Annotated in this window: 28 protein-coding genes; 18 read left to right on the forward strand and 10 right to left on the reverse strand. The window is 67.2% G+C overall.

Annotated features, from left to right (window positions below):
* The first annotated feature begins 6 nt into the window (after positions 1 to 6).
* Entirely contained in the window at positions 7 to 1,044 is a 1,038-nt protein-coding gene (gene queA / locus MF610_RS05095) for a tRNA preQ1(34) S-adenosylmethionine ribosyltransferase-isomerase QueA (RefSeq protein WP_242193375.1), read from the forward strand.
* A gap of 217 nt (positions 1,045 to 1,261) precedes the next feature.
* On the opposite strand, the gene glmS is transcribed toward queA, so the two are convergent.
* Positions 1,262 to 3,085, reverse strand: coding sequence for a glutamine--fructose-6-phosphate transaminase (isomerizing) (glmS, locus tag MF610_RS05100; protein ID WP_242193376.1), 1,824 nt, complete (start codon positions 3,083 to 3,085; stop codon positions 1,262 to 1,264).
* A gap of 33 nt (positions 3,086 to 3,118) precedes the next feature.
* Positions 3,119 to 4,477 (reverse strand): bifunctional UDP-N-acetylglucosamine diphosphorylase/glucosamine-1-phosphate N-acetyltransferase GlmU, encoded by a 1,359-nt coding sequence (gene glmU / locus MF610_RS05105; RefSeq protein WP_242193377.1) that lies wholly within the window; start codon positions 4,475 to 4,477, stop codon positions 3,119 to 3,121.
* A 61-nt stretch (positions 4,478 to 4,538) separates the two neighbouring features.
* Here glmU and MF610_RS05110 point away from each other — a divergent pair, with 61 nt between their 5' ends.
* The 4 genes from MF610_RS05110 (at position 4,539) to wecC (ending at position 8,606) form a co-directional block, all read left to right on the forward strand.
* The gene (locus MF610_RS05110) at positions 4,539 to 5,213 is read left to right on the forward strand and encodes an HAD-IA family hydrolase (protein ID WP_242193378.1); all 675 of its coding nucleotides are present in this window, start codon (positions 4,539 to 4,541) and stop codon (positions 5,211 to 5,213) included.
* 25 nt (positions 5,214 to 5,238) lie between these two features.
* Positions 5,239 to 6,024 (forward strand): SDR family NAD(P)-dependent oxidoreductase, encoded by a 786-nt coding sequence (locus MF610_RS05115; protein ID WP_242193380.1) that lies wholly within the window; start codon positions 5,239 to 5,241, stop codon positions 6,022 to 6,024.
* A 223-nt stretch (positions 6,025 to 6,247) separates the two neighbouring features.
* Positions 6,248 to 7,360, forward strand: coding sequence for a non-hydrolyzing UDP-N-acetylglucosamine 2-epimerase (gene wecB / locus MF610_RS05120; RefSeq protein ID WP_242193381.1), 1,113 nt, complete (start codon positions 6,248 to 6,250; stop codon positions 7,358 to 7,360).
* The gene (wecC, locus tag MF610_RS05125) at positions 7,353 to 8,606 is read left to right on the forward strand and encodes a UDP-N-acetyl-D-mannosamine dehydrogenase (RefSeq protein WP_242193382.1); all 1,254 of its coding nucleotides are present in this window, start codon (positions 7,353 to 7,355) and stop codon (positions 8,604 to 8,606) included. The genes wecB and wecC overlap by 8 nt, the downstream gene beginning before the upstream one ends.
* Positions 8,607 to 8,866: 260 nt before the next feature.
* On the opposite strand, the gene MF610_RS05130 is transcribed toward wecC, so the two are convergent.
* From MF610_RS05130 to MF610_RS05145, 4 genes are read right to left on the reverse strand one after another with little or no spacing between them, the layout of a single operon-like run.
* The gene (locus tag MF610_RS05130) at positions 8,867 to 9,862 is read right to left on the reverse strand and encodes a nucleotidyltransferase domain-containing protein (protein ID WP_380870645.1); all 996 of its coding nucleotides are present in this window, start codon (positions 9,860 to 9,862) and stop codon (positions 8,867 to 8,869) included.
* Positions 9,859 to 10,722: an HprK-related kinase A gene (locus MF610_RS05135; RefSeq protein ID WP_242193384.1), complete on the reverse strand. Its 864-nt coding sequence runs from the start codon at positions 10,720 to 10,722 to the stop codon at positions 9,859 to 9,861. Before MF610_RS05135 ends, MF610_RS05130 begins: the two co-directional genes overlap by 4 nt.
* Positions 10,719 to 10,991 carry an HPr-rel-A system PqqD family peptide chaperone gene (locus MF610_RS05140; RefSeq protein WP_242193385.1) on the reverse strand — a complete coding sequence of 91 codons (273 nt, stop codon included), beginning with the start codon at positions 10,989 to 10,991 and terminating at the stop codon, positions 10,719 to 10,721. The genes MF610_RS05135 and MF610_RS05140 overlap by 4 nt, the downstream gene beginning before the upstream one ends.
* 7 nt (positions 10,992 to 10,998) lie before the next feature.
* Positions 10,999 to 11,394 (reverse strand): hypothetical protein, encoded by a 396-nt coding sequence (locus tag MF610_RS05145; protein WP_242193386.1) that lies wholly within the window; start codon positions 11,392 to 11,394, stop codon positions 10,999 to 11,001.
* A gap of 116 nt (positions 11,395 to 11,510) precedes the next feature.
* On the opposite strand from MF610_RS05145, the gene MF610_RS05150 reads away from it, so the two are divergent.
* From MF610_RS05150 to MF610_RS05200, 11 genes are all read left to right on the forward strand, one after another.
* Positions 11,511 to 12,713, forward strand: a complete 1,203-nt coding sequence (locus MF610_RS05150) for an ATP-binding protein (RefSeq protein ID WP_242193390.1) — start codon at positions 11,511 to 11,513, stop codon at positions 12,711 to 12,713.
* A 34-nt stretch (positions 12,714 to 12,747) separates the two neighbouring features.
* Positions 12,748 to 13,812 (forward strand): substrate-binding domain-containing protein, encoded by a 1,065-nt coding sequence (locus MF610_RS05155; protein ID WP_242193395.1) that lies wholly within the window; start codon positions 12,748 to 12,750, stop codon positions 13,810 to 13,812.
* The gene (gene pstC, locus MF610_RS05160; protein WP_242193396.1) at positions 13,812 to 15,194 is read left to right on the forward strand and encodes a phosphate ABC transporter permease subunit PstC; all 1,383 of its coding nucleotides are present in this window, start codon (positions 13,812 to 13,814) and stop codon (positions 15,192 to 15,194) included. The genes MF610_RS05155 and pstC overlap by 1 nt, the downstream gene beginning before the upstream one ends.
* Positions 15,187 to 16,485 (forward strand): phosphate ABC transporter permease PstA, encoded by a 1,299-nt coding sequence (gene pstA, locus MF610_RS05165; RefSeq protein ID WP_380870647.1) that lies wholly within the window; start codon positions 15,187 to 15,189, stop codon positions 16,483 to 16,485. Before pstC ends, pstA begins: the two co-directional genes overlap by 8 nt.
* Positions 16,485 to 17,267 carry a phosphate ABC transporter ATP-binding protein PstB gene (gene pstB / locus MF610_RS05170; protein ID WP_242193400.1) on the forward strand — a complete coding sequence of 261 codons (783 nt, stop codon included), beginning with the start codon at positions 16,485 to 16,487 and terminating at the stop codon, positions 17,265 to 17,267. Before pstA ends, pstB begins: the two co-directional genes overlap by 1 nt.
* A gap of 10 nt (positions 17,268 to 17,277) precedes the next feature.
* Entirely contained in the window at positions 17,278 to 17,979 is a 702-nt protein-coding gene (gene phoU, locus MF610_RS05175; protein WP_242193408.1) for a phosphate signaling complex protein PhoU, read from the forward strand.
* A 2-nt stretch (positions 17,980 to 17,981) separates the two neighbouring features.
* The gene (phoB, locus tag MF610_RS05180; protein WP_056453272.1) at positions 17,982 to 18,674 is read left to right on the forward strand and encodes a phosphate regulon transcriptional regulator PhoB; all 693 of its coding nucleotides are present in this window, start codon (positions 17,982 to 17,984) and stop codon (positions 18,672 to 18,674) included.
* A 79-nt stretch (positions 18,675 to 18,753) separates the two neighbouring features.
* Complete coding sequence (locus tag MF610_RS05185; protein WP_242193409.1) at positions 18,754 to 19,158, forward strand: Fe-S oxidoreductase; 405 nt, start codon at positions 18,754 to 18,756, stop codon at positions 19,156 to 19,158.
* 118 nt (positions 19,159 to 19,276) lie between these two features.
* On the forward strand, positions 19,277 to 20,170 hold the full coding sequence (locus tag MF610_RS05190) for an SDR family NAD(P)-dependent oxidoreductase (protein ID WP_242193413.1): 894 nt from the start codon (positions 19,277 to 19,279) through the stop codon (positions 20,168 to 20,170).
* A 7-nt stretch (positions 20,171 to 20,177) separates the two neighbouring features.
* Entirely contained in the window at positions 20,178 to 20,591 is a 414-nt protein-coding gene (locus MF610_RS05195; protein WP_242193416.1) for a VOC family protein, read from the forward strand.
* 67 nt (positions 20,592 to 20,658) lie between these two features.
* Positions 20,659 to 21,684 carry a hypothetical protein gene (locus MF610_RS05200; protein ID WP_242193417.1) on the forward strand — a complete coding sequence of 342 codons (1,026 nt, stop codon included), beginning with the start codon at positions 20,659 to 20,661 and terminating at the stop codon, positions 21,682 to 21,684.
* A gap of 167 nt (positions 21,685 to 21,851) precedes the next feature.
* Here the strand turns inward: MF610_RS05200 and MF610_RS05205 are convergent, their stop codons facing one another.
* A complete protein-coding gene (locus tag MF610_RS05205; protein ID WP_242193419.1) occupies positions 21,852 to 22,193 on the reverse strand; it encodes a DUF2794 domain-containing protein in 342 nt (113 codons plus the stop codon).
* Positions 22,193 to 22,876, reverse strand: coding sequence for a serine O-acetyltransferase EpsC (gene epsC, locus MF610_RS05210; RefSeq protein ID WP_242193420.1), 684 nt, complete (start codon positions 22,874 to 22,876; stop codon positions 22,193 to 22,195). The genes MF610_RS05205 and epsC overlap by 1 nt, the downstream gene beginning before the upstream one ends.
* Positions 22,877 to 23,026: 150 nt before the next feature.
* Here epsC and MF610_RS05215 point away from each other — a divergent pair, with 150 nt between their 5' ends.
* Complete coding sequence (locus tag MF610_RS05215; protein ID WP_242193423.1) at positions 23,027 to 23,788, forward strand: sulfite exporter TauE/SafE family protein; 762 nt, start codon at positions 23,027 to 23,029, stop codon at positions 23,786 to 23,788.
* Positions 23,789 to 23,854: 66 nt separating this feature from the next.
* Here the strand turns inward: MF610_RS05215 and ahpD are convergent, their stop codons facing one another.
* A complete protein-coding gene (gene ahpD / locus MF610_RS05220; RefSeq protein WP_242193426.1) occupies positions 23,855 to 24,376 on the reverse strand; it encodes an alkylhydroperoxidase, AhpD family in 522 nt (173 codons plus the stop codon).
* 107 nt (positions 24,377 to 24,483) lie between these two features.
* Entirely contained in the window at positions 24,484 to 25,026 is a 543-nt protein-coding gene (locus MF610_RS05225; RefSeq protein WP_242193428.1) for a peroxiredoxin, read from the reverse strand.
* Between the two features lie 128 nt (positions 25,027 to 25,154).
* On the opposite strand from MF610_RS05225, the gene MF610_RS05230 reads away from it, so the two are divergent.
* Entirely contained in the window at positions 25,155 to 26,057 is a 903-nt protein-coding gene (locus MF610_RS05230) for a hydrogen peroxide-inducible genes activator (RefSeq protein ID WP_242193429.1), read from the forward strand.
* Positions 26,058 to 26,146: the final 89 nt, after the last annotated feature.

The following is a 26,146-nucleotide window of genomic DNA, read 5'->3' on the forward strand; positions in this document are numbered from 1 at the left end:
CCACCGATGCACGTCGACCTGTTCGACTTCGAACTGCCGAACGACCATATCGCGCTGCGCCCGGCGTCCCCGCGCGATGCGGCGCGGATGCTGGTGTTGAACGGCGATGCGACGCTCGACCGCGGCGTCGCCGACCTGCCCGACTGCCTGCGCCCCGGCGACCTGTTGGTGTTCAACGACACGCGGGTGATCCCGGCGCAGCTCGAGGGCAAGCGCGGCGATGCGACGATCGGCGCGACGCTGCACAAGCGCGAGGGGCCACGCCGCTGGCGCGCCTTCGTTCGCAATGCGCGGCGGCTGCGCGACGGCGACAGCATCGATTTCGGCGCCGGCGTCATCGCGATCGCGGGTGACAAGGGGGAGGACGGCAGCGTCGCACTCGATTTTCAGGGCGATGCGCCGGTCGAACTACTGCTCGAACGCGCCGGCCGCATGCCGTTGCCGCCCTATATCGCGTCCAAGCGCGGCGGGGCCGATGCGCGCGATGCCGAGGATTACCAGACGCTGTTCGCGCGCGAAGCGGGTGCCGTCGCCGCGCCGACCGCGGCGCTGCACTTCACGCCGGGGTTGATGGCGGCGCTCACGGCGGCGGGGATCGGCCATGCCACGCTGACGCTGCATGTCGGTGCGGGCACCTTCCTGCCGGTCAAGGCCGAGGATACCGACGACCACCGGATGCATGCCGAATGGGGCCGGATCGACGCTGCGACCGCCGACCGGCTGAACGCGGTCCGTGCCGCCGGCGGACGGGTGATCGCGGTCGGCACCACCAGCCTGCGCCTGATCGAGAGTGCCTGCGACGCCGACGGACGGGTGCGGCCGTTCGAGGGCGACACCGCGATCTTCATCACGCCCGGTTATCGATTCCGGGGCATCGACGGGCTGATGACCAATTTCCACCTGCCGAAGTCGACGCTGTTCATGCTGGTGTCGGCGCTGATGGGGCGCGAGCGGATGCAGGCGGCGTATGCGCATGCGATCGCGCAGGGGTATCGGTTCTATTCCTACGGCGACGCGAGCCTGTTGCTGCCGCGATCGGGCTAGGCGTGCCATCTGAAACGTCACCCCGGGCTTGACCCGGGGTGATGGAATTGGTGAGCTTATCGAGTCAATTCGTCTGGGTGTCGCCCCAGCGAAGGCTGGGGCCTCTCGCGGCTTCTGCCGCGCGTTGTCACCGGGAGATCCCAGCCTGCGCTGGGATGACGCTTGGGGCAGCGGGCTGGATCGGACCCACGCGAGCCCGATCCACGTCCGCGCCCGATTACTCGACGGTCACCGACTTTGCGAGGTTGCGCGGCTGGTCGACGTCCGTGCCCTTCGCCACCGCGACATGGTAGGCCAGCAACTGCACCGGCACCGCGTACACGATCGGCGCGATCAGCGGATGGACCTTGGGCATGGTGATCGTCGCCACCGCGCCGTCGCCCGCCGCCTGGATACCGTCATAGTCGGAGATCAGCACGACCTTGCCGCCGCGTGCCTGCACTTCCTGCATGTTGCTGACGGTCTTGTCGAACAGCGGGCCCGACGGAGCGATGACGATGACCGGGACATGTTCGTCGATCAGCGCGATCGGCCCGTGCTTCATCTCGCCCGCGGCATAGCCCTCGGCATGGATATAGCTGATTTCCTTGAGCTTGAGCGCCCCTTCCAGCGCCAGCGGATAGTCGGTGCCGCGGCCGAGATACAGGACGTCGCGCGCCGCGGCGATGACGCCGGCCATGCCCTCGATCGCCTCGTCATAGGCGAGCGCGGCGTTGATCGACGCGGGTGCCTCGGCCAGATGGCGCACGATGCTGCGTTCCTCGGCCTCGCTCAGCCGCCCCTTCGCCTTGGCGAGGTTCGCGGCGAGCGCGGCGAGGACCGCCAGCTGGCAGGTGAACGCCTTGGTCGAGGCGACGCCGATCTCCGGTCCGGCATGGGTCGGCAGCAGCAGGTCGGCCTCGCGCGCCATCGTGCTGGTCGGCACGTTGACGACGACCGCGATCGTCTGCCCCTCGCCCTTGGCATGGCGCAGCGCCGCCAGCGTGTCGGCGGTCTCGCCCGACTGGCTGATGAAGAGGGCCAAGCCGCCCTCCTCCATCACCGGCGCGCGGTAGCGGAATTCGGAGGCGACATCGAGGTCGACGGGAACGCGCGCGAATTGTTCGAACCAGTATTTGGCGACCATGCCGGCATAGAAGCTGGTGCCGCACGCGACGATCGTGACGCGCCTGATGCCCGACAGGTCGAAATCGGGGATCGGCATCGTCACCTTGCCCTCGAACCGCTGGAGGTACGAGCGCAGCGTCTGCGCGACGACGATCGGCTGCTCGTAAATCTCCTTCTGCATGAAGTGGCGGTGATTGCCCTTGTCGATCAGCGCGCCGGTGACGCCCGACAGCGTGACCGGACGCTCGACGGGGTTGTTGTCGCGGTCGAAGATGTCGGTGCCGTCGCGGCGGCAGACGACCCAGTCGCCCTCCTCGAGATAGGCGATGCGCTGCGTCAGCGGCGCCAGCGCCAGCGCGTCGGAGCCGAGATAGACCTCGCCGTCGCCGTACCCGACGACCAAGGGCGAGCCGAGCCGCGCACCGATCAGCAGGTCGTCATGCTGGCGGAACAGGATGGCGAGCGCGAATGCGCCGTGCAGCCGCGGCAGGACCGCCTTCACCGCATCGGCCGGCGACAGGCCGGCCTCGACCTGTTCGCTGACCAGATGGGCGACGACCTCGGTATCGGTTTCGCTGGTGAACACCCGGCCGCGCGCGGTCAGTTCCTCGCGCAGCGGCTTGAAATTCTCGATGATGCCGTTGTGGACCACCGCGACTTCGTTGGTCGCGTGCGGGTGGGCATTGTCAGTGGTCGGGCCGCCATGCGTCGCCCAGCGGGTGTGCGCGATGCCGATATTGCCGGGCAGCGGATGCGCGGCGAGTTCGGTCGCGAGGTTCTTGAGCTTGCCCGACGCGCGGCGCCGTTCGATCGACTGCCCCTCGACCGTGGCGATGCCCGCCGAGTCATAGCCGCGATATTCGAGGCGCTTCAGGCCATCGAGCAAGCGGTCGGCGACGCTCTCGGTGCCGATGATGCCAACAATTCCACACATAGTCGTCTCTCTCCGGCGGGGATGGCCCGCTTGTTATTTCTTCGCGGCCTTGGCGGCCTGTTGCTTGTGACGGAAGCGCATCGCCCAGCCGGGGTGATCGGCGCGTTCGGCACGGACCAGCGCCAGCGCATCGGCCGCGACGTCGCGGGTCACGACCGAGCCGGCGGCGACCAGCGCGCCGTCGCCGATCTTGACCGGCGCGACCAGCGCGCTGTTCGACCCGATAAACGCGCCCTCGCCGATCTCGGTACGGTATTTGAAGAAGCCGTCGTAATTGCAAGTGATCGTGCCCGCGCCGATGTTGACGTTCGCACCGACCGTCGCATCGCCGAGATAGGTCAGGTGATTAGCCTTTGCGCCCACGCCCAGCGTCGTGTTCTTCACCTCGACGAAATTGCCGACGCGGCTCCCCTCGCCCAGCACCGCGCCGGGGCGCAGGCGGGCATAGGGACCGACGTCCGCCTTGGTCGCGACGGTCGCACCTTCGAGGTGGCTGAAGGCGTGGATGACGACATTGTCGGCGACGGTGACGCCGGGACCGAACACGACGTTCGGTTCGATCGTCACGTCGCGGCCGAGCTGCGTGTCGTGCGCGAAGAACACGGTTTCGGGCGCGACCAGCGTGACGCCGTCGGCCATCGCCTGCTGCCGGCGCTTGGCCTGCCACGCCGCCTCGACCGCCGCCAGTTCGGCGCGGCTGTTGATGCCGGCCACTTCGTCCGCACCGGTTTCGATCACCACCGCGCCGCGTCCATCGGCGATGGCGAGCATCACGATATCGGGGAGGTAATATTCGCCGGCCGCATTGTCGTTGCCGACGCGTTCGAGCAGCGCCCACAGATCGGCCGAGCGCACCGCCGTCACGCCGCTGTTGCACAGGTTTACCGCGCGTTCATCTGCCGAGGCATCCTTATATTCGACCATCTTGGCGATGTTGCCGGCATCGTCGGCGATGATCCGGCCATAGGCGGCGGCATCGGCCGGGCGGAAGCCCAGCACCGCGACCGCCGGAGCGTCCGCTCCGTCCAGCCGCGCGGTCAGCCGTGCGACGGTGTCCGCCGACAGCAGCGGGGTGTCGCCGAAACAGACCAGCACGATGCCGTCATGATCGGCCAGCGTTTCCTTCGCCTGCAACGCGGCGTGCGCGGTGCCCAGCTGTTCGCGCTGCCACGCGATCTCGACGCCCCGCCCGGCGACCGCCTTTTCCACCTGTTCGCCGACCGCGCCGACGATCACCACCCGGCGGGTGACGTTCGCGGCGGACAGGCTGTCGAGCAAGTGGAACAGCATCGGCTGCCCGGCGAGCGGGTGCAGCACCTTGTGCTTCGTCGACTTCATGCGGGTGCCCTGCCCGGCGGCGAGGATCACGGCGGCGATCGGTTGTGCGCTCATGGGGTCGTCTGTGGCACACGACCCTTGCCAATTCCATATCGCGCACGCCAATGCGGCGATCATGACAAAGATTTCATTCGATATCGTCGGCTTCGACCTCGACGGGACCTTTATCGATACCAGCGGCGACCTGACCGATGCGGTGAACCATGCGCTGGCCAATGCGGCGCGACCTTTGCTGTCGCGTGAGCAGGTCATCCCGATGATCGGCGGCGGTGCCAAGCATATGCTGCGCCAGGGGATGGAAGCGACCGGCGGCTGCGACGAGGCGGAGCTCACCCGGCTCCACCGCCTGCTGCTCGACCATTACGAAGCGCATATCGCAGTGCATTCGCGGCCCTTCGCCGGCGCGATGGCGGCGCTGGACCAATTGGACGCGATGGGCGTGAAGGTTGCGATCGTCACCAACAAGCTGGAGGGGCTGGCGGTAAGGCTGCTGGACGAGCTGGACCTGACCCGCCGCTTCGGCTGCATCATCGGCGGCGATACGCTGGGGCCGGGCAAGTCCAAGCCCAACCGCGCACCGATCGACGCGATGATCGAACGTTGCGGCGGCGGGCGCGCGGCGTTCGTCGGCGATTCGCATTTCGACATCGATGCGGCGAAGAATGCCGGCATTCCGGGTATCGCCTGCTCGTTCGGTTTCCTGATGCAGCCGGTCGCCGAACTGGGGGCCGATGCAGTGATCGATCATTTCGACGAACTGATCCCGACGCTCGCGCGTTTGGGCGCCTGACCCCCTTCTCAGTCGAGGAATTGCCATGACCCGCCCCGTCGCCCTCATCACCGGCGCATCGTCCGGTATCGGCCTGAGCTTCGCGCATCACCTCGCCCGCACCGGCCACGACCTCGTCATCGTCGCGCGGCGCGAGGACCGGCTGCGCGATCTCGCCGAACAGCTGTCGGTCGAACACGGCATCGATATCGAGGTGATCGCCGCCGACCTCGCCGACCCCGACGACCTCGACGTGGTCGAGGAGCGGCTGGAGGCGGGCGATCCGATCGCACTGTTCGTCAACAATGCCGGCTTTGCCGCGATGGGCAAGGTCGGCGAAGGCGACCGCGACGACATGACCGACATGCTGTTGCTCAACGTCGTCGCGTTCAGCCGGCTCGCCGATGCGGCGATGGCCGGGATGAAGCGCACCGGCCAGGGCACGATCATCAATGTCGGGTCGGGCACGCTGTTCACCAAGATGCCGGGCTATGCCGGCTATGGCGCGACCAAAGCCTATGTCGCCTATTACACCCGCACGATGCAGGCGGAGGCGAAGGACGGCAACATCCGCGTCCAGCTGCTGATCCCCGGCGTCACCGCAACCGATTTCCACCATGTCGCGGGCAAGAGCGTCGACGACTTCCCGCCCGAACGGGTGATGGAGCCGGACGATCTGGTCGTCGCGTCGCTGCGCGGGCTGGAGCTGGGCGAGGCGGTGTGCATCCCGTCGCTGCCCGATGTGGCGGATTGGGAGGCACTGGAAGCGGCGGAAGCGAAAATCGCGCCGAATGCGTCGCGGGACCGGATCGCGGAGCGGTATCACAACTAAATCCTCCCCGGTACGGGGAGGGCGACCGCCGCGAAGTGGTGGTGGAGGTTGTCCGCATACGGAGCCGTTGCGTCGCATGGCGACCTCCCTCCACCAGCTTCGCTGGTCCCCCTCCCCGCGGAGCGGGGCGGGCTGGAAGCGCCACCAATTATTAAGCTCCCCCGGCTACTTTCGGCGTGGTAGCGGCCAATCCGGGTCGCGGGGGCGTATGATGGGCAAGCAGATGCAGCGGATTCTGGTCGTATTCGGCACCCGGCCCGAAGCGATCAAGCTGTTTCCGCTGATCCATGCCCTGCGCGCCCATCCCGGCTTCGACACTCGCGTCGTCGTGACCGCGCAGCACCGCGAGATGCTGGACCAGGTCATGGAGTTTGCCGGGATCGTCCCCGATATCGACCTGAACATCATGACCGCCGGCCAGTCATTGGACGGCCTGACCGCACGGCTGCTGGATGCGCTCGGCCCGGTGTTCGACGCAGAGCAGCCCGATCGCGTGGTCGTGCAGGGCGATACCGCGACCGCGATGGTCGCCGCCCTCGCCGCCTATTACCGCAAGGTGCCGGTCGCGCATGTCGAGGCGGGCCTGCGCAGCCACGATATCTATCATCCCTGGCCCGAAGAGGTGAATCGCAAGATCGTCGGCAGCATCGCCGACCTGCACTTCGCCCCGACCCGGACCGCCGCCGACGCGCTGCTGGCCGAGAATGTGCCGGCGGAGCGCGTGCTGGTGACCGGCAATACCGTCATCGACGCGCTGCACATGGCGCGCGAGCGGATCGCCGCCGAACCGCAGCGGACGCAAGCGCTCGATACGCTGGCCGAGCGGTTCGCGGGCAAGCGCGTCGTGCTGGTGACGACCCACCGGCGCGAGAATTTCGGCGGCGGCATGGAGAATATCGCCCGCGCCATCGCCCGCATCGCCGCACGCGAAGACGTCGGCGTGATCTTTCCGGTCCATCCCAACCCGCAGGTTCGCGCACCGATGGAAGCGATCCTCGGCACCAATCCCCGCGTCGCGATGATTGCGCCGCAGGACTATCCGCATTTCGTCCGCCTGCTCGACCTGTGCCACCTCGTCCTGACTGATTCGGGCGGGGTGCAGGAGGAAGCGCCCGGCCTCGGCAAGCCGGTGCTGGTGATGCGCGAGACGACCGAGCGTCCCGAGGGCGTGATGGCCGGCACCGCGAAGCTGATCGGATCGGACGAGGACCGCATCGTCGCCGAAGTCGGCACGCTGCTCGACGACCCTGCCGCCTACGCCGCGATGGCCAAGGCGCATAACCCCTTCGGAGACGGCCATGCGTCCGCCCGCATCGTGGAGACCCTCTATGCTTGAACAGCGGATCGCCGCCGCCGACACCTATGACGTGTGCGTCGTGGGGCTGGGTTATATCGGCCTGCCGACCGCTGCGGTCGTCGCCCGGTCGGGCGCGCGGGTCATCGGCATCGATGTCAGCCAGCATGTCGTCGACACGGTGGCGCGCGGCGATATCCATATCGAGGAAGCCGATCTCGACACGCTGGTGCGCGACGTCGTGCTGCTGGGGCGCCTGACCACCGCGACGACCCCGGCGCCGTCGGATATCTTCGTCATCGCGGTGCCGACGCCGTTCGGACCGGGCCATGTGCCCGACCTCAGCTATGTCCTGAACGCCACCCGCGCGATCGCGCCGGTGCTGGCGAAGGGCAATACGGTGATCCTCGAATCGACCTCGCCGGTCGGAACCACCGAACAGATTCGCGACTTGCTGGCCGAATTGCGGCCCGACCTGTCGCTGCCCGGTGTGTCGGACGTGCCCGACATTGCCGTCGCCTATTGCCCCGAACGGGTGCTGCCCGGCCGCATCATCCTCGAACTCGTATCCAACGAACGCTCGATCGGCGGGATCACGCCGGCCTGCGCAGAGGCAGCGTGCGGCTTCTATCGCCGCTTCGTCGAAGGCGCCTGCACCGTCACCACCGCCCGCACGGCGGAAATGGTCAAGCTGGTCGAGAACACCAGCCGCGACGTCGCCATCGCCTTCGCCAACGAATTGTCGATCGTGTGCGACAAGATGGAACTGAACGTGTGGGACGTGATCGAGCTGGCCAACCGCCACCCGCGCGTCAACATCCTGAAGCCCGGCCCCGGCGTCGGCGGACACTGCATCGCGGTCGACCCGTGGTTCATCGTCGATGCCGCCCCCGAACAGACCCCGCTGATCCGCACCGCACGCGAAGTGAACGACGGCAAGGTCGACCATGTCGTCGGCCGGGTCGTGGCGATGCTGGACGCGGCGCCAGGTGCCCGCGCGTCGTTGCTGGGGTTGGCGTTCAAGGCGGACATCGACGACCTGCGCGAAAGCCCGGCGGTGAAGGTCGCCGCCGAACTGATCTCTCGCTATGGCGACCGAGTCGACCTGGTCGAGCCGTTCGTCACTGCCCTGCCCCGGTCGCTGGACGGCGGGCGGCTGGTGTCGCTGGACGAAGGGCTGGCGAACGACATTCTGGTCGTGCTGGTCGATCACAGCGCGTTCAAGGCGGTGTCGGTCGAGGCTCGGGCGGGCAAGCAGCTGTACGATACGCGGGGCATGTGGCGGTAATCGGAAGAAGATAGGGTTTCCACGCGAAGGCGCGGAGGCACGAAGAAGAAGTTTTGATTTCGCGCAGAGGCGCAGAGAGCGCTGAGGTGTAGCGCTCGCCGCGACAGCGGCTCTCCATCCTCGGCCGCCGACCAAAACGAGGCTGCGCCAGACAGGCGGACACGGCCTGCTCCACAACACCTCTGCGTCCTCTGCGCCTCTGCGCGAACAAATCTCTTCTTCTCCGCGCCTTCGCGCCTTCGCGCCTTCGCGTGAAAACCCTATTTCTTCCGAAACTTCGTCCACAAATGCCGCGCCAGCATTGCCGGCGGCATCCTGAGCCAGTGCGAGCGGACGTAGAAGCCGAACTCGGTCCCCTTATGCCTTAACCGCCCCCAGCCATCGCGCGCCAGTAACCGCCGGGCGAACAGCGCATCCGACGCCACCGGCTCCCCGCCGCCGGGCGTGCCGTAAATCCGCCGCGCCAGCCGCAGCGCCCGCGCGACCGCTCCGGAAAGATCGTGCATCGCCGCCCGCTGCGTGAGCGAGGCCAAGAACCCCGCGTCCCGCTCGACGAACTCGCGCACCAGCCGGTCGATGTCCCACAGGTTGCGCAAGCCACCCTGCAGGTCGCCATCGGCGAACAGGTGCGCGGCGGCGTGGATCACCATGTCCTCGTTCGACAGCACGAACAGCCCGTTCTCGAGTGCCACCGCATCGGCGATCAGTGCTCCGGCATCGGGCGTCGGCCGTGCGGTCGGGGGCAGGATCGTGTGGTGGACGTCGATCATCCGATCGCGCTCCCGGTGGATCAGCGGCGGCAGTTCGTGCATCCAGCGGCGGTAATAGGCGTCGTCATAGGGGTCGGGCTTCACCCATTCCCACCCCGCCGCCAGCAACGCCGCCTCTACCGCGTCGAGATGCTCGCGCGGCACGAGGATGTCGAGGTCGCCGATCGAGCGCCCCCGCCCCGCATCCAGCCCGGCGGCGACGAAGGCGGTACCCTTCAACAGCACGATCGGCACACCCAAGGGCGCCAGCGCCCGGCGGGCCGCCTCCGCCTCCCACAATGCCGCCACCCGCCCCTGTTCGGCCGAGGCGCGAGCATCAGCCATGATGCGCGCGGCGGGAATGGTCAGACCCTCCAGCCGCACGGCAAGGCTGCCGATCAGTTGCTCGGCCCGCGCCGCCGCGATGACTGCGTTCCAGCCATCGGCATCCAACATGTCGTAGGTCGACGGGTCTTCCAGCGCCATGGCAAGCCACAGGGCGCTCACGCCACCTCCCCCCACAGCCGCTCGACCAGCGCCAACGCGGTGTCGGTGTCGGGATAGTCGATTGCCCGCACCGGCAGCCGCGCGACCAGTCCGGTCAGCGCATCGAACCCGCGCTCGCCCATCGCGACATAGTTCGTCGACGCCTGGGTCAACCGCACGAACGTCTCGGCTGGTTCGACTACGCGTACGTCGCTCGCCTGCCCATAGGTCGGGAACAGCAGCAGCGCCGGGGTCGCCGGCCGGTCCATCGCGGCGATCGCGGCGGCATCGGGGACGAGGTGGCGGATGTCGCCCTTCGGCGTTCCGGCCAGCAGCGGCCCGAACCGCCCGTCCGGCGCGGCGCGCTCCATCACGGTGATGGCTTCATTCTTAAGGCTGACGAGCCGGGGAAAGGCGTGGATTTGGCCACTCGCGGGATCGAGCAGCGCGAACTCGTCACCCATCAACCGCCAGCCGCGCGTCATCAACAGCGCCGCCAGCGTCGATTTCCCGGCACCCGATTCGCCGGTCATCAGCAACGCCCGCCCGTCGCGCTCGACCGCCGAGGCGTGGAGCAGCAGGTAGCGGCGCTGCGCCAGCGCCATCTGCAAATTCATCCCCATCTCTGCTGCCAGCAGCCCTTGTGCCAACGGCAGCGGCGCGGCGTCGGGAATGGTGAAGTCGCCGCCGATCATCACCGACGGCCGCACGAAGCGCCGCCATGGCCGCGCGGCGAACAGGCGGACGTTGAAATCGACGATGCCGTCGCTCGGCTGCGGATAATCGCGGTAGAGATCGCGCAGCTGGTCGACGGGACTGCGCCAGTCACTGCCGATGCGGAACCCCACCGGCCCGATCCGCAGCGTCGTCGCGTATCTCATAGCCGCTCGACCAGCCCGGTATCCACCAGCTCGTCCAGCCGCGCGGTCAGCCCCGCTGCATCGCCATCGGGCAGGTCGAACCGCTCGGCCAGCGCTGCCAGCAATTCCTCGGGCGTCATCGCCTGATCGGCGATCAGTTCAAGTATCTCGGGCACCGGCGGCGCGACGATATGGGTCTGTCCCGACGCGCGGTGATAGACGGCGCTGAGCGCATCGAGCGGCACGATGCGCAGCGATACCGCCGGCGGCGCGCGATAGCGTGCCGGCACGGCTGAATCAGCCGCGCGGCATCTGGAGCGAGGCGAAGCAGGTGAAGCCGCTGGTCCCGTTCTGCAACCGCTGGACATATTTCAGATAGGCGCGGGTCGTGTCGCCATCGGCGCCAGGCAGGTTCTGCCCCTTCATCGCCGCCTTGATCTGTTCGCCGGTGAACGGCCGGTTGGCGCCGGGGAAGGCGCCGGGCGTGCCGGGGGCCACGGTCTGCCCGTCGGCGGCGATCATCTGTCCAGCGCGGGCGCGATCGGGGATCGGAATCTCGCAGGTCATGATCGACGCCTGGGTCTGCGCCAGCGCCGGACGGATCGACACCACCGCCGACGCGCTGGCCGCACCGATCAGCAGCGTGCGCCGCGCGAGCTTGCCATCGGGCGAAGGGGTGGGAGCGTCGGTCATGCGCCATCTTCCCCAACCCGGCACAATTCGCAATCGCAAAGAGGGTTAACCTGTCCGATCGCGGGGCAAGCCCGCCCCCTCTGGCCTTGGGCGACACTTCCGCCTAATCGGGGGTGATGGACGAATTCGGCCCCCGCCTGCCCCTCGCCCTCGTCATCGCGGTCGGTGTCGCCCTGCTGGCGCTGCTGCTGGGAGCCGGGATCAACGCCAGCGCGGTCGTGGCGGTAGGTGCGGTCGCCGCGGTGCTGGTCGCCGGGCTGCACGCGCCCGAACGAAGCCCGACCGAATCGCCCGACACCGCGCGCCAGCATGCCGCCGCCGCGACCCAGTCGGCGATCGACGCGGTCGACGAACCGATCCTCGTCATTGCCGCGGGCCATGTCGAGGCGGCGAACCCCGCGGCGCTCGCGCTGCTGGGCCAGCATGTCGTCGGCGGCGACGTCCGCCTCGCCATCCGCCACCCGGCCGCTGCCGAGCGGCTGTTCGGCACCAGCGACGATCGCGAGCCCGTAGGGCTGGTCGGGCTGGGCGCGCGCGACCAGAGCTGGGAGATGCGGGTGCGCCCGCTGACCCACGACCGGCGGCTGGTGCATCTGGTCGACCGCACCGGCAACCGCGCGACCGAGCGGATGCGGGTCGATTTCGTCGCCAATGCCAGCCACGAACTGCGCACCCCGCTCGCTTCGCTGCTGGGCTTCATCGAAACGCTGCGCGACGAGGCGGGCGAGGATCCGGGCGTGCGCGAACGTTTCCTGAAGGTCATGAACGACGAAGCGCGCCGGATGCAGCGGTTGATCGACGACCTGATTTCGCTCAGCCGGATCGAGGCGGAGAAATATCGTCCGCCCGATCAGGCGATCGACCTGTCGGCGATGGTGCCCGCCGTCCGCGACGAACTGGCCGCGACCAACCCGACGCGCGGCGCCGATGTCGCGCTGACGATCGACGGCGACGTCACCGTCATCGGCGACCGCGCGCAGTTGTCGCAACTGCTCCACAACATCATGGGCAATGCGATGAAATATGGTCGCGCCGGAACGCCGGTCGAGGTGCGGCTGACCCCGCGCGACACCATGGCCGAACTGGTTGTGCGCGACCATGGCGAGGGGGTTGCGATCGAACACCTCCCGCGGCTGACCGAACGATTCTATCGTGTCGATTCGGGGCGTAGCCGGGCGCTGGGGGGCACCGGCCTCGGCCTCGCCATCGTCAAGCATATCGTCGAGCGGCATCGCGGGCGGCTCGATATCGGCAGCGTGGTGGGGGACGGGACGACGGTTTCCGTCCTGTTGCCGCTCCACGGTGTCATGAAGCCGTAACGCCATGGTAACACAGCACCGCCGAGCGTCGCGAATGTCCGCATACGCCCCTGGAAACTGGAACCGCATGTATCGCCGGATCGCGTCCGTCCTGGCCCTTGGCCTAGCGCTTGCCGCGTGCGAGCCGCAGACGTCGCGCGACCATATCCGCGTCGTGGGGTCGTCGACCGTCTATCCCTTCACCACCGCGGTTGCCGAGATGCTGGTGAACGCCAACCCCGATCTGCGCGCGCCGCTGGTCGAATCGACCGGCACCGGCGCCGGCGCGGCGCTGTTCTGCGCGGGTGTCGGCCCGCAGCATCCCGACATCCTCGACGCCTCGCGCCGCCTGAAGAAATCCGAATATGCCAATTGCGTGTCGCACGGCGTGAAGGACATCATGGAAATCCAGGTCGGCGTCGACGGCGTCGCGCTGGCCGAATCGAACAACGGACCGAAGCTGCAGCTTTCGAAGCGCGACGTGTACATGGCGCTGTCGGCCAATCCGCTGGGCAAGCCCAACACCGCGCGGATGTGGAACGAGATCAACCCGGCGCTGCCCGCGATCCCGATCCAGTTCTTTGGCCCGCCATCGACCAGCGGTACCCGTGACGCACTGGTCGAACTCATCATGGTCCCGGCGTGCGAAGCGGCGATGCCGCAGGTGAAGGCGCTGAAGGACAGCGACAAGGACCGCTACGAGGACATCTGCACCCGCATCCGCGAGGACGCGGCCTATGTCGACAAGGGCGAGAACGACAATCTGATCGTGCAGAACCTGTCGACCAACCCCAACGCCATCGGCATTTTCGGCTATTCCTATCTGGAGGAGAACAAGTCGCGGCTGCACGGCGTGCCGATCGACGGCATCGCGCCCAGCTATGACAGCATCGCCGATGGCAGCTATCCCGGCGCCCGCCCGCTGTTCCTCTATGTGAAGAAGGCGCATATCAAGCCGGTACCGGGCATGACCGACTTCCTCGCCACCTTCGCGAAGTCGTGGGACCCCGGCGGGCCGCTGACCCGCCGCGGCATGATCGCCGCGCCCGAAGCGATCCGCGCCGAATCGAAAGCGGAGATCGAGAACCAGACCCCGATGAACCCGGCGGGGCTGCACTGATGCACGGTTTCACCCTGATCCTGCTGATGCTGGGGTTCGGCGGTATCGGCTGGATGGTGGCGCGCGCCCGCGCCGCGCGCTTTGCCAAGCCGGTCACCGCCGCCGACCGGCCCAATTCATTGCCTAGCCAGCATGGCTGGCACATGGCGATCTGGATCGCCGCGCCCGCCCTGCTGTTCTTGAGCGTCTGGAGTGCGGTATCGCCCGCGCTGGTGCGCGATGCGGTGCTGTCGACGCCAGGCGCCACCGGCCTGCCCGGCCCCGGCTTCGAACGCTCGGCGATTCTGGCGGAAGCGCGTGCGCTGGCCAGCGGCAATGCGTACGGTGCGTTCAACCAGCAGGCGGAGGTGCTGGCCCCCGCCTATGCCGCCGCGCAGAGCCGCTATGACTGGATCGGCACGACGCTCGCCGTCCTGCTCGCCTTTGCCGGCGGGGCGTTCGCCTTCACCCGTATCCGCCCCGATTATCGCGCGCGCACGCAGGTCGAACGCGCGGTGATGCTGGCGTTGCTGGTCGCGTCGCTGATCGCGATCCTGACCACGCTCGGCATCTTCGTGTCGCTGGTCGTCGAAAGCTGGCGCTTCTTCCGCATCGTGCCGGTCGGCGATTTCCTGTTCGGCACCAATTGGAGCCCGCAGGTCATCCGCTCGAACGATCCGGGCGCGACCTTGGGCGCAGTACCGCTGTTCTGGGGCACCTTCTTCATCGGCGCGGTGATCGCGATGATCGTCGCCATCCCGTTCGGGCTGATGAGCGCGATCTACCTGACACAGTACGCCAAACCGACCGTGCGCAAGTGGATGAAGCCGATCCTCGAGATTCTGGCGGGCGTGCCAACCGTGGTCTATGGCTATTTCGCGGCACTGACCGTGGGTCCGGCGATCCGCGACCTTGCGGTGCTGCTCGGCATGCCGTTCGCCAGTTCGGAAAGCGCGCTCGCCGCGGGCCTCGTCATGGGCGTGATGATCATCCCGTTCGTGTCGTCGATGGCCGACGATTCGATCGCGGCGGTGCCGCAGTCGATGCGCGACGGCAGCCTCGCAATGGGCGCCACCACCAGCGAAACGATCGGCAAGGTGCTGCTTCCCGCCGCCCTCCCCGGCGTGGTTGCCGGTGTGCTGCTCGCGGTCAGCCGCGCGATCGGCGAGACGATGATCGTCGTCATGGCCGCCTCGGGCGCGGCATCGATCACCTTGAACCCGTTCGAGAGCGCGACGACGGTCACCAAACAGATCGTCGACCTGCTGACCGGCGAGGCCGAGTTCGACAGCCCGAAGACGCTCGCCGCCTTCGCACTCGGCCTGACGCTGTTCGCGATCACCTTCCTCCTCAACGTCGTCGCGCTGCGCGTCGTCAAACGGTATCGGGAAGCGTATGAATAGTCCTGCGAATGTCGCCGGATCGCCCGCGGTCGAACGGAACGTGCCCGAGCGCGTGCCGACCAACTGGAAGACGGGGTCGATGCAGAAACGCATCCGCCGCCGCTATTCGGCCGAGCGTCGCTTCCGCTTCTTCGGCCTTGCCGCCGTGTCGCTGTCGGCCGGGTTCCTCGCCTTCCTGCTGATCACGATGTTGATGAGCGGGATCGGCGGGTTCCAGCGCACGCTGGTGACGCTGCCGATCGACTTCCCCTCCGCGGGGCTGGAGGTCGACCGCGCGCAGTTGAAGGGGCGCGGCGCCGATCTGGCGCTTGCAGGTGCCGGCCTCGAAAACGCCGTCAACGGCGCGGCCGCGGCGACATTTGGTGAGGACAACCGCGTCGTCTCCGACAGCGCGTGGCTGACGGTACGCGACGCGATCAAGGCCGATCCGTCGATCCTGACGCGCAAGGTCGCCATCCCCGTCCCCGCCGCGCCGGGGCTGGAGGAAGCCGCCAAGGGCGATGGCGAGCCGGCGAACGAGGCGATGGTCGCCCGGCTGGAGCGCGCCGGTGCGATCTCGACCGGGTTCAACACCGACTTCTTCCAATCGGCCGATTCGACCGATCCGACCGCGGTCGGCATCTGGGGCGCGCTGAAAGGCTCGCTGATGACGATGCTGGTGACGCTGCTGATCGCCTTCCCGGTCGGCACGCTCTCGGCGCTGTATCTGGAAGAATACGCCCCGCGGAACCGCTGGACCGATCTGATCGAGGTATCGATCAACAACCTCGCCGCGGTGCCGTCGATCATCTTCGGCCTGCTCGGCCTCGCGGTGTTCCTCGGCACGCTGAACCTGCCGCGTTCGGCGCCGATCGTCGGCGGGCTGACGCTGGCGCTGATGATCATGCCGGTCATCGTCATCGCCGGGCGCAACGCGATCAAGGCGGTGCCGCCGTCGATCCGCGACGCGGCGCTCGGCATCGGCGCGTCGAAGGTGCAGGTCGTGTTCCACCACGTCCTCCCCCTTGCCCTGCCCGGTATCCTGACCGGCACGATCATCGGCATGGCGCGCGCGCTGGGCGAAACCGCGCCGCTGCTGATGATCGGGATGCGCGCCTTTATCAGCCAGCCGCCGCAGGGCTTTGCCGACCCGGCGACCGTGCTGCCGGTGCAGATCTTCCTGTGGTCCGATCAGGTCAGCCGCGGCTTCATCGAAAAGACCAGCGCGGCGATCCTCGTGCTGCTGGCGTTCCTCCTCGCGATGAACGCGCTCGCCATCTATCTCCGCAATCGCTTCGAGACCCGCTGGTAATGACCGACACCCAACTCAACAACGCACCGCCGAAATTGTCGGCGCGCGGCGTCGACGTGTTCTATGGCCAGAAACAGGCGATCAAGGACGTGTCGATCGATATCGACATGGAACATGTCACCGCCTTTATCGGCCCGTCGGGCTGCGGCAAGTCGACCTTCCTGCGCACGATGAACCGGATGAACGACACCGTTGCTTCGGCGAAGGTCACCGGCGACATCCGGCTGGATGGCGAGGATATCTATTCCCCCGCGATGGACGTGGTGCAGCTGCGCGCCCGCGTCGGCATGGTGTTCCAGAAGCCCAACCCGTTCCCCAAATCGATCTACGAAAACGTCGCCTATGGCCCGCGCATCCACGGCCTCGCCACCTCGAAGGGCGAGATGGACGGCATCGTCGAACGCTCGCTGACCCGCGCCGGCCTCTGGAACGAGGTCAAGGATCGCCTGACCGACAGCGGCACCGCACTGTCGGGCGGGCAGCAGCAGCGGCTGTGCATCGCCCGCGCGATCGCGGTCGATCCCGAAGTGATCCTGATGGACGAACCCTGTTCGGCACTCGACCCGATCGCGACAGCCAAGATCGAGGAGCTGATCCACGAACTGCGCGGCCGCTATGCGATCGCGATCGTCACCCACAACATGCAGCAGGCGGCGCGCGTGTCGCAGCGCACCGCCTTCTTCCACCTCGGCACGCTGGTGGAATATGGCCGGACCTCGGACATCTTTACCAACCCCCGGCAAGAGCGCACAAAAGACTATATTACGGGGCGTTATGGTTGAGGGAGGCGAGATGGCGACGGGCCACGAACATACCGTCAAGGCATTCGACCGCGATATCGGGCATCTGCGCGCGCTGATTTCGCAGATGGGCGGCCTCGCCGAACAGGCGATCACCGACGCGATGCTGGCACTGTCGCGCAACGATCCCGCGCTCGCCAAGCAGGTTCGGGCGCAGGACAAGGCGATCGACGCGATCGAGGCGGAGGTCGAAAAGCTGGTCGTGCGCGTCATCGCGCTGCGCGCGCCGATGGCCGACGACCTGCGCGAAGTCGTCGCCGCGCTGAAGATCGCCGCGGTGATCGAACGCATCGGCGACTATGCGAAGAACATCGCCAAGCGGGTGTCGTCGATCCACGGCGAAACCCACGACCCGCGCATCGAACCGCTCAGCATCCTGCCGGCGATGGCGCAGCTGGCGTCGGACATGGTGCATGACGTGCTCAACGCCTTTTCGGCGCGCGACGCGCAGGCGGCGGTGGAAATCTGCAAGCGCGACAATGCGCTCGACGATTATTACAACAGCATTTTCCGCGTGCTGGTGACCTATATGGTCGAAAACCCCAAGACGATCAGCCAGGTCGCCCACCTGCTGTTCGTCGCCAAGAACCTCGAACGTATCGGCGATCATGCGACCAACGTCGCCGAAATGGTCTATTTCGCCGCGACCGGCCAGACGATGGCCGAGCGTGAAACCACGGAATTCGCAGGATAATCATGACCAAGGCACGGATGTTGCTGCTGGAAGACGATGCGGCGCTCGCCGAACTGATCGCCTTTCATTTCCAGCGCGAGGATTTCGAGGTCGTCCGCACGCACGAGGGCGAGGAAGCGTTGCTGCTCGCGCGCGAGGCGACGCCCGACATCGTCCTGCTCGACTGGATGGTCGAGGGGCTGTCGGGGATCGAGGTCTGCCGACAGCTGCGCCGACAGGCCGAGACGCAGAACGTGCCGATCATCATGCTGACCGCGCGCGGCGAGGAAGAGGACCGCGTGCGCGGGCTGGAGACCGGTGCCGACGATTATGTGACGAAGCCGTTTAGCCCGCGCGAACTGGTCGCGCGCGTCAACGCGGTGCTGCGTCGTGTCCGCCCGGCACTGGCGGGTGAGGCGCTGACCTATGCCGATATCGAGATGGATACGGTCGGCCACCGCGTCCGGCGCGGCGGCGAAGTCGTGCCGCTTGGGCCGACGGAATTCCGTCTTCTCAAGCACTTCCTCGAACATCCCGGCTGGGTTTTCTCGCGCGAACGACTGCTCGATGCAGTCTGGGGCCATGATTCGGATATCGAGTCGCGTACCGTCGACGTACATATTCGGCGTCTGCGCAAGGCGATCAACGTCGGCGATCGTCCGGATATTATCCGCACCGTCCGTTCGGCAGGGTACGCGCTGGACGCGACAGGCTGAAAACTTCGTCGGAAACCTTTTCGACTTGGGTCGTTTGGTTCGCAGCCTCAACGATAAAAGTCGAAAAAGGAGCTATCCGATGAAGACTGTTGCATTCATGGCCGCCCTGCTGATGGGCAGCGCCGCTGTCGCGCAGACCACCCCGCCGACCACGCCGCCGGCCGACACGACGATGCAGCCGGGCACCCCGGCTGCGCCGACGCCGCCCGCCGACAACATGACCCCGCCGCCGGCACCCGACGCTTCGGCCGATCCCGCCGCCGCGCCGACGACGCCGCCGGCCGACCCGATGGCGCCGACCGCCGCCCCGGCACCGGGCGCACCGATGGCTCCGAACGCTCCGATGGCAGGCGCGCCGATGGCCGGCACCCCGCAGGTCCAGTTCGCCCCGCCGCAGATGACCCCGCCGCCGGCGGCGAAGGAAAGCTATCCGGTGTGCTCGCGCACCGTGAAGGACAGCTGCCGCAATCCGGGCGGTAAGTAACACCGCACCGGCCTGACCGGCCAGCAACGGCGCCCCGCCCACCCGGCGGGGCGCCTTTTTCATTGCCTGGGAATGGCGGACCGATAGGTTGCGGGTAGCAACCAGATAAGGACCGTCCATGCCGCTTCGCTTCGATCAACGGGTCGCCATCGTTACCGGCGCGGGCGGCGGTCTCGGCCGGGGCTATGCGCTCGACCTCGCCCGGCGCGGTGCGAAGCTGGTCGTCAACGATGTCGGCGCCGGCCGCGACGGCACCGGCGCATCCGACGCCGCCGAGCGGGTGGTCGCGGAGATCGCGGCATTGGGCGGCGAAGCGATCGCCAGCGGTGCCAGCGTGACCGACGCTGCCGCGATGGCGGCGATGGTGGCGGAGGCGATCGACCGCTTCGGTCGGGTCGATATCCTCATCAACAATGCCGGCGTGTTGCGCGACCGCAGCTTTGCCAAGATGACGCCGGAGGACTTCGCCTTCGTCCTCGACGTGCACCTCACCGGATCGGCCAACGCCACCCGCGCGGTGTGGGAAGCGATGCGGACGCAGGGCTATGGCCGCATCCTGATGACCGCGTCGTCGAGCGGACTGTACGGCAATTTCGGACAGGCCAATTATGGTGCTGCGAAACTCGGCATCGTCGGCCTTGCCAAGACGCTGCACTTGGAGGGTGCGAAATACGGGATCCGCGTCAACACCATCGCCCCGACCGCTGGTACCCGCATGACGCAGGACATCTTTCCCGAACAGGCGTTCGCTGCCTTCACCCCCGACAGCGTCGCGCCCGCCGCGGTCTATCTCGTGTCCGACGACGCGCCGTCGGGCGCGATCGTCGGCGCGGGCGCGGGCGTGTTTCAGGCGGCCTATGTCACCTTGACCCCCGGCGTCCGGTTAACAGGCGACGAGCTGTCGGCGGAGGGGGTCGCGGCGCACTGGGCGGCGATCACCGACCGCAGTGGCGAGATCGTGCCGGGATCGGGCGCCGAACAGGCGATGTCGATCCTGAAGCAGTTGCAATAGCGTGGCGGTGCCGCCGATCGACGGTGTCCTCGAAACCGCGCTGTACGTGCGCGACCTCGATCGCTCGGTGGCGTTCTTTGCCGAGACGCTCGGCCGTCCGCTGCTGATGCGCAACGCGCGGATGGCGGCACTGGACGCGGGGCGGCGCAGCGTGTTGCTGCTGTTCGTCGCCGGCGGGTCGGCCGACGACATGGCGACGCCCGGCGGCATCATCCCCGGCCATGACGGCAGCGGCCGGTTGCACATGGCTTTCGCCATCGCCGCTGTCGACTACGATCCATGGCAGTGCCACCTGACCGAACAGGGCATCGCGATCACCAGCGAGGTCCGCTGGCCCGGCGGCGGGCGCAGCCTCTATTTCACCGATCCCGACGGCCATGTCCTCGAACTGGCCACGCCCGGATTGTGGCCGGTCTACTGACCTGCATAGGTGTATTGCATCGACAACACACAACTGCTATACCTGACCAATACAGGGAGGTAGAGGCATGTACAGCGAAAGCGATCTGAACGGTGCGGTGGAGGCGGGCATACTATCACGCGACGCTGCCGACGCTTTGCGGGCCCATATCGCGCAGCAACGCGCGACGCCGGTGGTGGACGAGGAACATTTCCGCCTGCTTACCGGGTTCAACGACATCTTCGTGTCGGTCGCGCTGGCGTTGCTGCTGGTATCGCTGGCATGGATCGGCGGCACGATCCTGACGCCGCTGGGGGGCCTGGGCGTCGCGGGGGCGGCGTGGTTCCTTGCCGAATATTTCACGGCGAAGCGGCGCATGGCGCTGCCCAGCATTCTGCTGCTGCTGGCGTTCGTCGGCGGGGTTGCGGCGACGCTGTTCGGGATTGTGGTCGAAATCGATCCGCAGAACGTGCCCGACCGGACGACCGCGATGATCTTTGCCGGCATCGGCGTGGTCGCCGCAGGAGCGGCATGGGCGCACTGGCGCCGGTTCATGGTGCCGATCACCGTCGCGGCGGGGGCAGCGGCGCTGGTCGTGACCGTATCGGCACTGATCGTCGCCGCCGTGCCGTCGCTGAAGGACAATTTCTATCCCGTCACGCTGATCGGTGGCATCGGCGTGTTCGTCGCCGCCATGCGTTGGGACATGAGCGATCGCGACCGCCGCACCCGGCGCAGCGACGTCGCCTTCTGGCTGCACCTCGTCGCCGCACCGTTGATCGCGCATTCGCTGTTCCAATTGCTGGGCGTGTTCGGGCCCAGCGTCACGCTGCCGATGGCGGCGGTGGTGATCGCGCTCTACATCCTGTTCGGGATCGTCGCACTTGCGGTCGATCGCCGCGCGCTGCTGGTCTCAAGCCTCGCCTATGTCCTCTACGCGCTCTACGCGCTGTTCGAAAAGGCGGGCGCGGTCGAGCTGTCGGCGGCATTCACCGCCTTCGTCATCGGATCGGCGCTACTGACGCTGTCGGTTTTCTGGCAACCGATGCGCCGCGCGGTGGTTGGACTGGTCGGCGGCTTGGGCGAACGCCTGCCGCCGGTGGCGATGGCCTGAAACCATTCCTTAGGAAGCGAACCTTACGGCCCCGGGCAACCGGGGCCGTTTTTTTGTGTGCGCCTTCCCCCACCGCGAACGTCATCCCAGCGAGGGCTGGGATCTCCCTGTAATCGAGCGCACGCCTCGCCGCAGGAGGCCCCAGCCTGCGCTGGGGCGACGGAACATCATTCCTCGACCAGCTTCATCAGCCGCCGCTCGACCGGCGCCAGCACCGGACCAAGCTCGTGCCCGCGCTTCACCACCGCACCAGCCTCACCGACCAGCGCCCACATCCCCTGCTTGTTGCGCAGGCTTGGCCGCTTCTCGATCCGGAACTCCGGCCGTTCGGTCGCGCGGCGGAACGCGCTGAACACCGCCGCATCACGCCCTAGATCTATCGCATAGTCGCGCCAATGTCCGGCCGCGACCATCCGGCCATAGAGGTCAAGGATGCGGGTCAGCTCGACGCGTTCGAACCCGACCTGCCCGGGCTGCTTTTGGTTGGGAAAGGGGGTGACGATGCCCATCAAGCGCGGTCGCGATGGTCCCGCTGCTCGGCGAGCAGCTCGTCGAGCCGCCCCCGCAGCGTTTCCACCTCGCAGCGCAACAGCTCGACCCGCTGCGTCTGCGGATCGAACGTGTCGCGGCACGGCGTGCCATAGGGGACGAAGCGCGGATCAGCCGCCTGCCCGCCCTCGACCACCGTCGGGCGTGCCGGGATGCCGACGACGGTCGTTCCCTCGGGCACGTCCTTCGTCACCACCGCGTTCGCTCCGACGCGCGCACGCACGCCGATGGTGATCGGGCCCAGCACCTGTGCGCCCGACCCGATGATCGCACCATGGCTGATCGTCGGATGCCGCTTGCCCGCGACGCCATTGTCGGGGCTGGTCCCGCCGAGCGTGACGTTCTGGTAGATCGTGACGCCGTCGCCGATCTCCGCCGTCTCGCCGATCACGACGAAGCCGTGGTCGATGAAGAAATGCCGCCCGATCGTCGCACCGGGATGAATGTCGATCGCGGTCAGGAAGCGCGAGAAATGATTGACCGAGCGTGCCGCGAAATACCAGCGCGCCCGGAACAGCCGATGCGCGACCTTGTGGAACGCCACCGCCCACACGCCGGGATAGGTCAGGATTTCGGCGCGCGACCGCGGCGCGGGGTCGCGCGCCTTGATCGAATCCAGATAGCGCAACAGCCGCGCGAACATGGGCAGTCCCCTTAGTCGAAGGGTTCATGTAGGTCGCCGGCCGCCCCCCGCCAAGTCGTGCTGTAGGCGCAACAAACCCTATGTATCTTGTAGGCATTGTCGTTTGCCGTCATCACTGTCCGCCGCTGAGCCGATATCGAAGGAAATTGGATGTTCGAGAATATCGACTGGGCGCGCCTGGCCGAATTCGTGGCTGCCGGATTTGCCGCCCAGATCGTCGACGGGGCACTGGGCATGGCGTTCGGGGTGATTTCGTCGACGCTGCTGGTGAGCGTGCTGGGCGTACCGCCCGCCACCGCCTCCGCCAGCGTCCACGTGGTGGAATGCTTCACGACCGGCGTGTCGGGGATCAGCCATGTGCTGCACAAGAATGTGAACTGGAAGCTGTTCTGGCGGCTGCTGCTGCCCGGCGTCGCCGGCGGGGTGACCGGGGCTTACCTGCTGTCCTCGCTCGACGCGTCGGTCACGCGACCGTTCGTCATGAGCTATCTCGCGGCGATCGGCCTGTATCTGCTGTGGCGGGGCCTGCGCAAACCGCCCGAGCCGAAGGAGCCGAAGGTCATCGCCCCGCTGGGGCTGGTGGGCGGCTTCCTCGACGCGGCGGGTGGCGGCGGATGGGGACCGGTGGTGACCTCCAACCTGCTGGTCCAGGGCGCCACGCCGCGCACGACGATCGGGACGGTCAACACGGTCGAATTCTTCCTGACCGTCAGCATCTCGGCCACCTTCCTGATCCATCTTGGGCTGGAGGCGTTCACCACTGCGGTCGCAGGCCTGCTGATCGGCGGCATCGTCGCCGCCCCGTTCGGGGCGATGTTCGCCAAGCATATCCCGGCGCGGACGCTCTTGATCCTCGTCGGGATCGTGCTGACGGTGACCAGCCTGTACAGCGTGTATCGCGCGCTTTCCTGATCCAGATAAACGACGTCACCCCAGCCTGCGCTGGGGTGACGTTAGAGTTTCAGGTGAGGAAGCGCCTTACGCGACCGCCGCGTGCACCGTCGCGACTGCCGCCATCACCGCGCCGATCCGCACCGCGCCCTGAATGACCTCGGCCTTGATACCGTGCTTCTTCAGCACGTCCTCATGCGCGTCGATGCACATGCCGCAGCCGTTCATCGCCGACACGGCAAGGCTGAACAGTTCGAAATCGACCTTGTCGATCCCCGGCGCGGCGATGACGTTCATCCGCAGCTTGGCGGGGATGTTGCCATATTCCTTGTTCTTGGCGAGGTGGACGAAGCGGTAATAGACGTTGTTCATCGCCATCACCGCCGCCGCCGCGCGTGCCGCATTGGCGGCTTCGGGCGACAGCTTGTCGGCGACTTCCGCCTCGGCGGCATCGACCAGCGGCTTGTGGCCGGTGGCGTGCGCGCAGGCCAGCATCGTCCCGAACTTCTTCTGCGGATCGAGCACCGTCTCGTTCAGCAGCGAGCCGACGTTCAGGCGGATATCCTTGGCGAAATCGGGCAGCTGGCCCGCAAATTCCTTGAGCGACATGGGGGAACTCCGTCAGATACACGACACCCCAGCCGACCGGGCCGTGCGACCCGGTCTGCGCTGGGGTGTCGGAAGCATGGGGCGAGCCTCGGCCCGCCCCGTCGAAATCAGGCTGCGACCTGGAGGACGTCGTCGCCCTTGTTCCAGTTGCACGGGCACAGCTCGTCGGTCTGCAGCGCGTCGAGCACGCGCAGCGTTTCGGCCGGGTTGCGACCGACGTTCAGGCCGTTGACCTGCACCGCCTGGATGATGTTGTCCGGGTCGACGATGAAGGTCGCGCGGAACGCGACATGCTCGTTCTTGTCGAGGATTCCGAGCTTGCTCGCCAGCACCGCGCCGTTATCGGCGATCCACGGGAAGTCGGCGGCGGCCAGATCCGGATCGGACTTGCGCCATGCCAGATGGACGTGCGCGGTGTCGGTCGATGCGCCGATGAGGACGGCGTCGCGATCGGCAAAATCTTCCTTCAGCTCGCTATAGCCGACGATCTCGGTCGGGCAGACGAAGGTGAAGTCCTTCGGCCAGTAGAACAGCACCTTCCACTTGCCCGGAAACGCGTCGTGGCTCAGCGTTTCGCCGGCCGGGAGCGCATCGGTGCCCTGCTGGACGGGAACGGTGAATTCGGGAAGCTTGTCGCCAACGGTCAGCATGAAAATGCCCTTTCCATTTGGTGCGCTGCCGCACCGTGAATTGCTGCATCGCGATATAGTGTACGTTCCGGACCGATCCAATCGGAATTCCCCTTGGGATCGATCGACGGAGCCAATAAGTAGGCGGCATGTCGGTGTACCTGCCCACGCTCAAGCAGCTCCAATATCTGGTCGCGCTCCGCGACGCCGGCCATTTCGGCCGCGCGGCGGAGGCGTCGTTCGTGACCCAGTCGACGCTGTCGGCGGGTATCCGTGAGCTGGAGACGCTGATTGGCGTGGTGCTGGTCGAACGCACCCGTCGTGTCGTCCGCTTCACGCCACTGGGCGAAAGCATCGTTGCCAAGGCGCGTAAGGTGCTGCGCGAGGCGGAAGAACTTACCGACATGGCACGCGCCGCCGGGCGGCCGCTGTCGGGCGAGATGCGGATGAGCGTCATCCCGACGATCGCCCCGTTCCTGCTCCCCCGGCTGCTGCCGCAGTTGCGGCAGGATTATCCCGACCTGCGGCTGTATTTGCGCGAGGAACCGAGCGCGGCGGCCTGCGAGGGACTGCACCATGGTCGCACCGACTGCGTCCTACTCGCTCTGCCCTATGCCTGCGGCGAGGTGGAGGTCGCGCCGCTGTTCGAGGATCGGCTGTTCCTCGCCGTACCCGGCAACGATGCGGCGGGTAGCGGCGAAGCGCTGGTGGCCGACGACATCGATCCCGAACGGCTGCTGCTGCTGGAGGACGGGCATTGCCTGAAGGACCATGCGCTGCGGGCGTGCGAGCAGCCCGAGGCGCGGGGACAGGCGATGATGATGGGCACGTCGTTGCACACCATCGTCCAGATGGTCGACAACGGCCTTGGCACCACCATGCTGCCGCAAATGGCGATCGACGCCGGCATTCTCGACAATACTGCGGTCAGCGCGCGTCCGATCGAGGCGCAGAACGCGTCGCGGGGCATTGCGCTAGTGTGGCGTCGGGCATCCCCGCGCGAACGGGATTTTCGGTTGCTGGCAGAGGTACTTGCCGCGCATCGCGGTTGAGTTTGGTCGCACGCGGGGAACCGTTCGCCGCCGCTAACCGTATTTCCCCGGTCGATGCCGTTTCGGTATCGCATCCTTTTCCGCAACCA

Source organism: Sphingomonas hankookensis, assembly GCF_022664465.1.
In the GTDB taxonomy this organism is placed as follows: Bacteria; Pseudomonadota; Alphaproteobacteria; order Sphingomonadales; family Sphingomonadaceae; genus Sphingomonas; species Sphingomonas hankookensis.